We start from the raw sequence: 10,599 nt of genomic DNA, 5'->3' as shown, positions 1-10,599 counted from the left end.
CCAGCTGTCGGACGCGGTGGCCATGAACGACCACACCTATCAGGTCATCGGCACCGGCCGCGCCATGTCCATTGCCACGGTCAACATCGAGACGGGCGCGCGCGGCTTTATGCTGTCCGGGCAGGACCAGCATCTCACGCCGTACAACAACGGCAAGGTGCAGTTCGAACAGGAATTCACCAACGCCAAGACCTTGACCGCCGACAACCCGGTGCAGCAGGAACGCCTGCAGCGCCTGCATGCGGCGTATGAGCAGTTCATGGGCTTTGAGGACAACCTGATCGCGCTGCGCGGCAAAAGCAGTGATACAGAGCTGTCCGCACTGCTGACGCAATTCAAGGCCGGCCATGAACGTGCGGCGATGGGCCAGATCCGTCAGCTGCTGGTCGACTTCGAAGCGCAGGAAAACGAATTGCTGGTCAAGCGCAGCGCAACCTTGAAGGCCGCCAAGGCCAGCAGCCGTTGGTCGATGATCATCGGCAGCGGCGTCGCGGTGCTGGTGGCGCTGGCCAGCGGCTGGCTGATCCGTCGTCGCCTGATCAATCGCCTGGGTGAGGCCTCGCACGTGGCCGATTCGATTGCCGCCGGCAACGTGTCCATCAGCGTGGACAGCAGCGGCACCGACGAGACTGGTCGCCTGCTCGCCAGCATGAGCAAGATGCAGCAGCAGTTGCAGAAAGTCTTGCACGGCCAGCAGGAAATGAAGCGCCGGCACGATCAGGGCGAGCTGAACTTCCGCCTGGACGAAGCAGCGTTTCCTGGCGACTACGCCACCATCGTGCGCGGCAACAACGACCTGGCCGCCTCGCATGTGGCCGTGATGATGCGGTTGGCGCAGATCATGGGCCAATACGCTGTCGGCGACCTGCGCGAAGACATGGAAGCCCTGCCCGGCGACAAGGCCGTGCTCAGCGACACCATGGCCAAGGTCAAGGGCAACCTGTCTTCGGTCAATCACGCCATCAAGCACCTTTCCCAATGCGCCGCCAATGGCGACTTCAGCGCCCGCGGCGATGCCGAGAATTTCCAGCACGACTTCCGGGTGATGGTGGACAGCCTCAACACCTTGATGGCCACTGCCGACGGCAACCTGCAATCCCTCTCGGGCTTGTTGCAGTCGATCGCTGCCGGTGACCTCACCGCCCGCATGAGCGGGGAGTTCCATGGCGTGTTTGCACAGATGCGCGACGATGCCAATGCCACCGCCGTGCAGCTGGCCGAAATCGTCACCGGCATCAAGGCCTCGGCCATCTCGATCAAGACCGCTGCCAGCGAGATCGCTGCCGGCAACAGCGACCTGTCGCAGCGTACCGAACAGCAGGCTGCCAGCCTGGAAGAAACGGCCGCCTCGATGGAAGAGCTCACCTCCACCGTCAAGCAGAACGCCGAAAGCGCACGCCAGGCCAACCAGCTCGCCATCGGCGCGGCCAGCGTGGCCACCCAGGGCGGCGAGATCGCCGGCCAGGTGGTCGAAACCATGGCCGGCATCGAGGCCTCGTCGAAGAAGATCGCCGATATCATCTCCGTCATCGACGGCATCGCCTTCCAGACCAATATCCTGGCCTTGAACGCGGCGGTGGAAGCGGCGCGTGCCGGCGAGCAAGGCCGCGGCTTCGCCGTGGTGGCTTCCGAAGTGCGCACGCTGGCGCAGCGCTCTTCCGGCGCCGCCAAGGAGATCAAGGACCTGATCGCCGACTCGGTCGAACGTGTGGCCGCCGGTTCGGTGCTGGTCAATACCGCTGGCAGGACCATGGGCGAGCTGGTGACCAGCGTGCAGCGGGTCACCGACATCATGGGCGAGATCTCTGCCGCCTCGCAGGAACAGTCGGCCGGCATCGAACAGGTCAACCAGACCGTCACCCAGATGGACGAAACCACCCAACAGAACGCCGCGCTGGTGGAAGAAGCCACTGCCGCCGCGCGCTCGCTGGAAGAACAGGCGGTCGGATTGACCGAGGCCGTGGCGGTCTTCAAGACCGAGCAAGGCACCACCAGCACGGTCCGCACGGCATCCGTCGCCAAGGCGGCGCCGGCCGTGCGCGCCAAGCTGACCTCGATCGGCGGCAGCGCTGCCGCCAAGCCGCGCGCGGTTGCTGCATCGACGACCGTCGACACCAGCTGGCAGGAGTTCTGATCAGCACGCACTGGCGTCGGTGGGAGTGCTCACTGATGCCGTGCGCCAGGCAGCCGCTCCACACATCAGTCGTTGCAACACGCAGGGCCCGAGCCAGCATATGCAACCCGCATGCGCTGGCTCGGGCCCTCATTGCATTGATGGGCGCCGCTGGCGATGGGCCAGACTGCTGCGCCCTGGAGGGCGTCGACTGCCAGCGCGAACCGCCAGGGCGACACGCGCCTGCAGCCGGCACGCGTCGGCTGACTTGCCCCTTTCTGATCGGCCCTTCCCCAAAGACCCACTGGAACATCAGCCGCAAGGTGGCATTGGCGCCCCGACCGGCGTGCATGTCGAGCGCCCTTCCCTTCGCGCGCGCTCATCGCTGCTGCACCTCGCCCGGCAGGGCCTTGCATCGGCACGCGTCGCTGCCCGCTTCCGTGAACGATGCCAGCTATAACAAACGCTAAATAGCGAGCTCAAGTATACGACCAGGTCGCCGCTACCTGCCCTGCAATCGGGACGGAGCCGACGCACGCCAGCAGCGCCAGCGCCAGGCGTCATGCGGCCGCCCTAGCTTGCAGCGGGTGCCGACCGTGATCGCGAGGCCGCCGCCGTTGCCTCCAAGCGCCTCCCTCTCCTCCTTCCCGGCAGGTATGTTTCATGATCGGCTTTCTCCAACGCTATAACGTCGGTACCCGCCTTTCCGCAGCGTTCGGCTTTCTGATCCTGTTGTCCTGCGGCCTGGTGGTCGCGGGCCTGATGACCTTGGCGCAAGCGCGCGGGCGCATGGATTCGATCGTCAAGCGCAACATGACGATCCTGGAATATGTCGGCGAGATGCGCAGCGCCAGTGCGGACATTGCCGTCAACCTGCGCAACATCGTGCTGCCGACCACGCAGGAAGAGAACATCGGCTTCGCAAAAATCGTCGAGCAGCAGCGGCAGTACTACAGCGACATCCACGACAAGCTGTACGCCATCCCGCCGTCCGACGCCAATGGTGCGGCAATGCGTCGGCAAATCGATCTTGCCCGCGAAAAGGCGCGTGTCGCCAATCAGCAGGTGCTGGACCTAGGCATGAACGGCAAGCCCGACCAGGCGCTCAGGGCGCTGATGCAGCAGGCCGCACCGGCAAACCAGCAATGGCAGGACGCGCTCAATGCATATGCCGCACGCCAGCGCAGCCGTGGCGCGGCGGCCTATGCCGATGCAAACACCGCGATGGATCGTGGCCGGGCATTGCTGATCGCCGGCGGCCTTGCGGTGATCTTGGTCAGCAGCCTGCTGGCCTGGTGGATCACCCGCAGCCTGACCCAGCCGTTGAGCCGTGCCACCCGTGCCGCCGAGGCCATCGCCGAAGGTCGCCTGGACAGCGACGTGCACACCACCGCCACCGACGAGCCGGGCCGGCTGCTCAGCGCCATGGCCAGGATGCAGACGCAGTTGCAGCGTTTCTCCGGCGAAACCACGCGAATGATCGCGCTGCACGCCGACAAGGACATCAGCCACCGCATGCCGCAGGACTTCCCCGGCGTGTATGGCGAACTGAGCAAGGGCATCAACACGATGATGTTCGAGCACCTGGACGCCATCGTCGATGCCATCGAAGTGCTCAACGAATACGCACGCGGCGATCTGCGCCGCGATGCACGGCGCCTGCCAGGCAGCCGCGCGGTGCTGCACGAATCGATGGATGCGGCCAAGGCCAGCCTGCTGGCGATCAACACCGAGATCAAGCGCCTGGCCAGCGCGGCGGCTGCCGGCGACTTCAGCGCACGCGGCGATGCGCAGCGGTTCGAGCACGATTTCCTGCGCATGGTGCAGGACCTCAACGCGATGATGGAGGTCAGCGACACCAGCCTGGGCAGCTTGTCGGCACTGTTGCAATCGATCGCCGCCGGCGATCTCACCGCCCGCATGCACGGCAACTTCCACGGCGTGTTCGCCAAGATGCGCGACGACGCCAACGCCACCACCGAACAGCTCACGCGCATCGTGGTGCGGATCCAGGGCGCGGCCGGCAGCATCAGCGCGGCCACCGGCGAAATCGCCGCCGGCAACCAGGATCTGTCGCAGCGTACCGAACAACAGGCCGCCAACCTGGAAGAAACCGCGGCCTCGATGGAAGAGCTCACCTCCACCGTCAAGCAGAACGCCGAAAGCGCACGCCAGGCCAACCAGCTCGCCATCGGCGCCGCCCGCGTTGCGTCGCAGGGCGGGGAGATCGCCAGCAAGGTGGTCCAGACCATGAGCGGGATCGAGTCTTCGTCCAGGAAGATCGCCGACATCATCAGCGTCATCGATGGCATCTCGTTCCAGACCAATATCCTGGCGCTCAACGCCGCGGTGGAAGCGGCGCGCGCTGGCGAACAAGGCCGCGGCTTTGCCGTGGTGGCCAGCGAAGTGCGTACGCTTGCGCAGCGCTCCACCGCAGCGGCCAAGGAGATCAAGAGCCTGATCGACGATTCGGTGCAGCGCGTGGCCGAAGGCTCGCTGCTGGTGCACAGCGCCGGCACCACCATGGCCGAAATCGTGACCAGCGTGCAGCGCGTCACCGACATCATGGGCGAGATCTCCGCGGCCTCGCAGGAGCAGTCGGCCGGCATCGAGCAGGTCAACCAGACGGTGACCCAGATGGACGAAACCACCCAGCAGAACGCCGCGCTGGTGGAAGAAGCCACTGCCGCCGCACGCGCGCTGGAAGAACAGGCGCTCGGATTGACCGAGGCCGTGGCGGTCTTCAAGACCGACAGCAGTGATGCATCGCAGGCATCGCGTGCAGCCTCACGACGCCCGACAGCAGCGCCCGCGCTTTCGGCCAGGGCGGCGGCAGCCGGCCGCGCCCCTGCCGCCACGCTGCGCGCCGTCGTCGCTGCGCCCAGCAACGACAGCAGCTGGCAGGAGTTCTGAACAGATCGCCAGCACTGACTGAACCGGACGGGTCGGCAGCGCTGCCGACCCGTTAAAGGCGTACACGTCGTTAGCCGATAGCCTGCTTACATCCATGAGACGCAACAATGACCACCTCACCCACCCTGTCGCCGCAGACCGTTCCCGCTTCGCCACGCCGCTGGACCAGCCGTTGGGACGACCTGGCCATCGCCAGGAAACTCGGCATCATCGGCGTGCTTGCGTTGGTGGGGCTGGTCATTCCGGTGCTGCTCTATAGCGGCAAGCTCAATGAAAGCGTCGCCATCAGTAGCAACGAATTGCGCAGCTACGCGCCGCTTGGCCAAATGCTGGGCCTGATCACCGACCTGCACGCAGCCCATGTGGATAGCGGCAGCGCCGCCAAAGACGCCGCGCAGCGCGCCGAGCGCGATCTCGCCCAGCTGCTCGCCACCACGGCCGGCATGCCCGGCTTCGAACGCAGCCAGAAGCAATTGCTGGCCTTGCAGCAGCGCCATGTTGCCGGTGCCGCCGCAGAAGGCTACGCCGCCGTGAGCGAGCAGGCCTTCGCCGCGCTCGATGCATTGCGCGACGACAGCCAGCTGGTCTACACCCCGTACATCGAGAGCTACCACCTGGTGGTGTCCACGCTGATCTACAGCCCCGAGACCACCGAATCGCTGACCCGTCTGGACGCCGCCAGCGACCCCTCGCAGGCGGGCGACAGCCGCGCCATGCTGCGCGAGCAGCTCGATCAACTTGACCGAAACCATGTGCGTTTCCGCCATGAACTGGACAAGGCGATGGGCTTGTTGGAACAGCCCGACCCTGCGCTGGCCGATGCCGCCAAGGCCGAAGCGACCCAGGCAAGCGCCGCACTGGCTGCACTGGGGTCCGCCCTGGACGGCAGCGATGCCAAGGCAGACGCACAGTGGAATGCCGCACTCGATGCGCTGGGCCAGACCATGCGGGACCTCAGCAACGTGTCCCTGCAAGCGCTGCAGCGGCAATCCGAACGTCACCTGGTCGACGCACGCAACGCGATGTGGCAAGCGATCGCCGGCCTATCGGTGCTGGCGCTGCTGATCGCCGCGCTGTGCTGGTACACCTTGTCGCGCCTGACCCGCAATGTGCGCCGCGCCGCGACGGTGGCCGCCAATATCGCGCAGGGTCGGCTGGACGATCAGGTCAGTGCCGCCGGCCGCGACGAAACCGGTCAATTGCTCGACACCATGCGCCAGATGCAAGGGCAACTGCAGCGCGTGCTCAGCGCGCAAAGCGAAATGGCGCAGCGCCACGATGCCGGCCAGATCAGCTACCGCATGCAGGCAGACAGTTTCCCCGGTGCCTACGCCACCATGGTGCACGACACCAACGCGCTGGTGGGCTCGCACATTGCGGTCAAGATGAAGCTTGCGCAGATCATGTCGCGCTATGCCATCGGCGACCTGAGCCAGGACATGGAGCGCCTGCCTGGCGAAAAGGCCGTGCTCACCGACACCATGGATACCGTCAAGGCCAACCTGTCGGCGATGAACAGCCAGATCAAGCTGCTTGCGCAGGCCGCAGCCAATGGCGATTTCAGCGTACGCGGCGACGCACAGCGCTTCCAGTACGATTTCCGCGCGATGGTGGACAGCCTCAATCACTTGATGGCCACCGCCGATGCGAATCTGCACGCGCTCTCGACGGTGTTGCAGGCGATTGCGGCGGGCGACCTCACCGCCCGCATGCACGGCGATTTCCATGGCGTGTTCGCGCGCATGCGCGACGACGCCAATACCACCGTGACCCAGCTGGCCAATATCGTCGGGCGCATCCAGCAGTCCACCAATGCCATCAACGATGCCGCCAGCGAAATTGCCACCGGCAATCAGGACCTGTCGCAGCGCACCGAACAGCAAGCGGCCAATCTGGAGGAAACCGCTGCCTCGATGGAAGAACTCACCTCCACCGTGCGCAACAACGCCGAGCATGCGCGCCGCGCGAACCAGCTGGTGGTCGGTGCGGCCACGGTCGCCTCGCAAGGCGGTGCGGTGGTGGGTGAGGTGGTGGGCACCATGGCCGGCATCCAGACTGCATCCAAGAAGATCGCCGACATCATCAGCGTCATCGACGGCATCGCCTTCCAGACCAATATCCTGGCCTTGAACGCGGCGGTGGAAGCGGCACGCGCGGGCGAACAAGGCCGTGGCTTTGCGGTGGTGGCCAGTGAAGTGCGCACGCTGGCGCAACGCTCGGCCGGCGCGGCAAAAGAGATCAAGCACCTGATCGAGGACTCGGTCAGCCGGGTCGAACACGGCAGCCAGCTGGTGGGCCAGGCCGGTCGCACCATGCAGGACATCGTCGATTCGGTGCAGAACGTCACCACCATCATGCATGAGATCAGCGAGGCCTCGCAGCAGCAGTCGCAAGGCATCGAACAGGTTGGCCAGACCGTCGCGCAGATGGACCAGGCCACCCAGCAGAACGCCGCGCTGGTGGAAGAAGCCACCGCCGCCGCCCGGTCGATGGAAGAACAGGCGCAGCAATTGCGCGATGCGGTCTCGGTGTTCCAGTTGCAGGCCGGGTCTGCGCATCGCCGCCTGGGCCACGCTGCCTGAGGCAACGCCTGGCGGTCGATCGGCCCCTGGGACGCTGCGCGCACGCCTGCGTCCCACCTTTCACTGCCCGCTGCCTGCATCGGTCAGGCACCGGCGCAACGGCCGCACATCATCAACGCGCACGCGCTTCGCCCAGTGCGATCGGCAGAGCGCTATTGCCAGCGCGCAGGCGTCGAGCGGCCCTGCGCGAGCGCAGATCCAAGCCACACATGCCAAACCGCCCTGGATCCAGGCGCCTGATGGGCTGTCAGGCCTGTGAGCAGGAAGTGAAGGCGCGATCTTTCAGAGCCCCAGGAATGCCCCGTTTGACAGGCATTTCCAGGCGGTTGTGCACACCAGGCTCACCTCGGTGACGCCAACCCATACGCGTCCGGGCTAGCGAGTTCAGCAGCACCGACAGGGCGCCGTTACCAACCTCAAGCACGTGTACCTGCCCTGCAATCGCTGGCGTTGCGACCTTTTGATGTCGCAACGCTCGATGGATCGGTTCGACGCATGCCCGCATCGGCGCCACCAGCGTACCCAGTACGCCTCCCCGCCCTGCGCACTGCCCCTTTCCTGCCCATCGCCCTCGAGATCCCAACATGATTGCTCTTCTTCAACGCTACAACGTCGGCAAGCGCCTGGGCTTCGCCTTCGGCACGCTGATCCTGCTGTCCTGCGCCCTGGTCGTCGCTGGCCTGTATACGCTGGCGCAGGCGCGCCAAAGCCTGGATACGCTCGCTAATCGCAACATGGTGATCGTCCAGCGGCTGCAGGAAATGAACAACGCGGTGTCGGTCATTGCCGTGCAGCTGCGCAACATCGTATTGCCGACGCCAGACGAAGAAAATCAACACTTCGTGGCGATCATCCAAGAGCAACGCCGCATCTACAAGGAAGCACACGACAAGCTCTACACCTTCTCGGCAACGCCTGTAGCTCAGGCGCTACGTGAGAGGATCGATGCCAACAACCAGGCCGCCCGCGCGCTCAACCAGCAGGTGATCGACCTGGACCTGGCCGGCAAAACCGACGAAGCGATGCCCTTGCTGTTGCAGCGTGCCGCACCGGCCACGCAGGCATGGCAGGACGCGCTGCTGGAGTATTCGGCGTTGCAGCGCCAACGTGCCCAGGAAGCCAATGCGCTGGCCACCACGGCGATGGCCCGCGGGCGAGCCATGTTGATTGGTGGCGGCCTGGCGGTGGTGCTGATCAGCGGCTTGCTGGCATGGCTGATCACCCGCAGCCTGGTGGTTCCGCTGACGCGCGCCACGCGCGCGGCCGAAGCCATTGCCCAAGGCAACCTGGACAACGACGTCAGCGCGAACTCCAACGACGAGACCGGTCGCCTGTTGCATGCCATGGACAACATGCAGGGCCAGCTGCGCAATCTGATTGCCGCACAGCTGGGCATGGCCAAGCGCCATGAAGAAGGCCAGATCAGCTTCCGCATGGATGCCGGCGCGTTCCCGGGCGATTTCGGCCGCATGGCCAATGACACCAACGAATTGGTGGCCGCGCACATCAAGGTGAAGATGCAGACCATCCACCTGATCGAGCGTTATGCCATCGGCGACCTGTCCGAAGACATGCAGCAGTTGCCCGGCGAGAAGGCGGCCATCACCGCGGCAATGAACCAGGTCAAGCACAACCTGTCGACCATGAACAACGAAATCAAGCAGCTGGCGCAGGCTGCGGCCAATGGCGACTTCACCGCGCGTGGCAATGCCGAGCAGTTTCAGTTCGATTTCCGCATCATGGTGGAAAGCCTCAACACCTTGATGGCCACCGCCGACGGCAACCTGCAATCGCTCTCCGGCTTGTTGCAGTCGATCGCTGCCGGCGACCTCACCGCGCGCATGAGTGGCCAATACCAGGGCGTGTTCGCGCAGATGCGCGACGACGCCAATGCCACCGCCGAACAACTGGCCAGCATCGTCGGCCGCATCCAGATCGCAGCCGACGCGATCGGCCTGGCCTCGGGCGAAATCGCTTCCGGTAACCAGGATCTGTCGCAGCGTACCGAACAGCAGGCCGCCAACCTGGAAGAAACCGCCGCCTCGATGGAAGAGCTCACCTCCACCGTCAAGCAGAACGCCGAGCACGCCAGCCAGGCCAACCAGCTCGCCATCGGCGCCGCTGCGGTGGCCTCGCAAGGCGGCGATGTGGTGGCCAAGGTGGTCACCACCATGTCCGACATCCAGGGCTCGTCCAGGAAGATCGCCGAGATCATCAGCGTCATCGACGGCATCGCATTCCAGACCAATATCCTGGCCTTGAATGCGGCGGTGGAAGCGGCGCGCGCCGGCGAACAGGGTCGCGGCTTCGCCGTGGTCGCCTCCGAGGTGCGCACGCTGGCGCAGCGTTCGGCCGGTGCTGCCAAGGAGATCAAGCACCTGATCGACGACTCGGTCGAAAAGGTCACGCAAGGCGCAACCCTGGTCGATCAGGCCGGTACCACCATGGCCGAGATCGTCGCCAGCGTGCAGCGCGTCACCAACATCATGGGCGAGATCTCCTCGGCTTCGCAGGAACAGTATGCGGGTATCGAGCAGGTCAACCAGACCGTGACCAGCATGGACGAAACCACCCAGCAGAACGCCGCGCTGGTGGAAGAAGCCACCGCCGCCGCACGCGCAATGGAAGAACAAGCCCAGCAACTGACCGAAGCGGTGGCGGTCTTCAAGGTGGCTGCGCATGCACCGGTGGCGCGTCGGTTGTCGGCCATTGCCAGCGCACCGGCCAATGCCCGCTTCGCGCCGCGCCCGGCAGCACGCGTCACCCCGGCGGCCGCATCGCCACGTCGCAGTCCTGCGGGCAACGCCACATCGGCCGCAGAGCTGGGCGATTGGCAGGAGTTCTGATCGCAAAGGCAGCGTCACGCACGGCAGTCGGTTGCGAACGACTGCCGTGTTTATTCCTGAGAACCAGCTGTATCAAGCGTCCGAGCTCACTCAATCGATTGCAGGCAGCGCCGATAACGCTGCTTTGGCGACAAGCAACGTGAGC

The 10,599-nt window shown here is 65.2% G+C and carries 4 protein-coding genes and 1 pseudogene; all 5 read left to right on the top strand.

The window, feature by feature from the left end; genetic code table 11:
- The first annotated feature begins 22 nt into the window (after nucleotides 1-22).
- The 5 genes and pseudogenes from HLH45_RS14250 to HLH45_RS14230 all read left to right on the top strand — a co-directional run bounded on the left by HLH45_RS14250 (nucleotide 23) and on the right by HLH45_RS14230 (nucleotide 10,454).
- Nucleotides 23-2,134 carry a methyl-accepting chemotaxis protein gene (locus tag HLH45_RS14250; RefSeq protein WP_046931843.1) on the top strand — a complete coding sequence of 704 codons (2,112 nt, stop codon included), beginning with the start codon at nucleotides 23-25 and terminating at the stop codon, nucleotides 2,132-2,134.
- A 156-nt stretch (nucleotides 2,135-2,290) separates the two neighbouring features.
- A pseudogene (locus HLH45_RS14245) lies at nucleotides 2,291-2,583 on the top strand (hypothetical protein).
- Nucleotides 2,584-2,776: 193 nt separating this feature from the next.
- Nucleotides 2,777-5,026, top strand: coding sequence for a methyl-accepting chemotaxis protein (locus HLH45_RS14240; protein ID WP_046932738.1), 2,250 nt, complete (start codon nucleotides 2,777-2,779; stop codon nucleotides 5,024-5,026).
- Between the two features lie 107 nt (nucleotides 5,027-5,133).
- On the top strand, nucleotides 5,134-7,608 hold the full coding sequence (locus HLH45_RS14235) for a methyl-accepting chemotaxis protein (protein WP_031422468.1): 2,475 nt from the start codon (nucleotides 5,134-5,136) through the stop codon (nucleotides 7,606-7,608).
- Between the two features lie 584 nt (nucleotides 7,609-8,192).
- Nucleotides 8,193-10,454, top strand: coding sequence for a methyl-accepting chemotaxis protein (locus tag HLH45_RS14230; RefSeq protein WP_046931801.1), 2,262 nt, complete (start codon nucleotides 8,193-8,195; stop codon nucleotides 10,452-10,454).
- The last annotated feature ends 145 nt before the right edge of the window (nucleotides 10,455-10,599 follow it).

It is taken from the genome of Xanthomonas euvesicatoria (assembly GCF_013112235.1).
Lineage (GTDB): Bacteria > Pseudomonadota > Gammaproteobacteria > Xanthomonadales > Xanthomonadaceae > Xanthomonas > Xanthomonas euvesicatoria.
The sequence above is the reverse complement of the archived record's forward strand: the minus strand, read 5'-3'. Positions and strand labels throughout refer to the sequence as shown.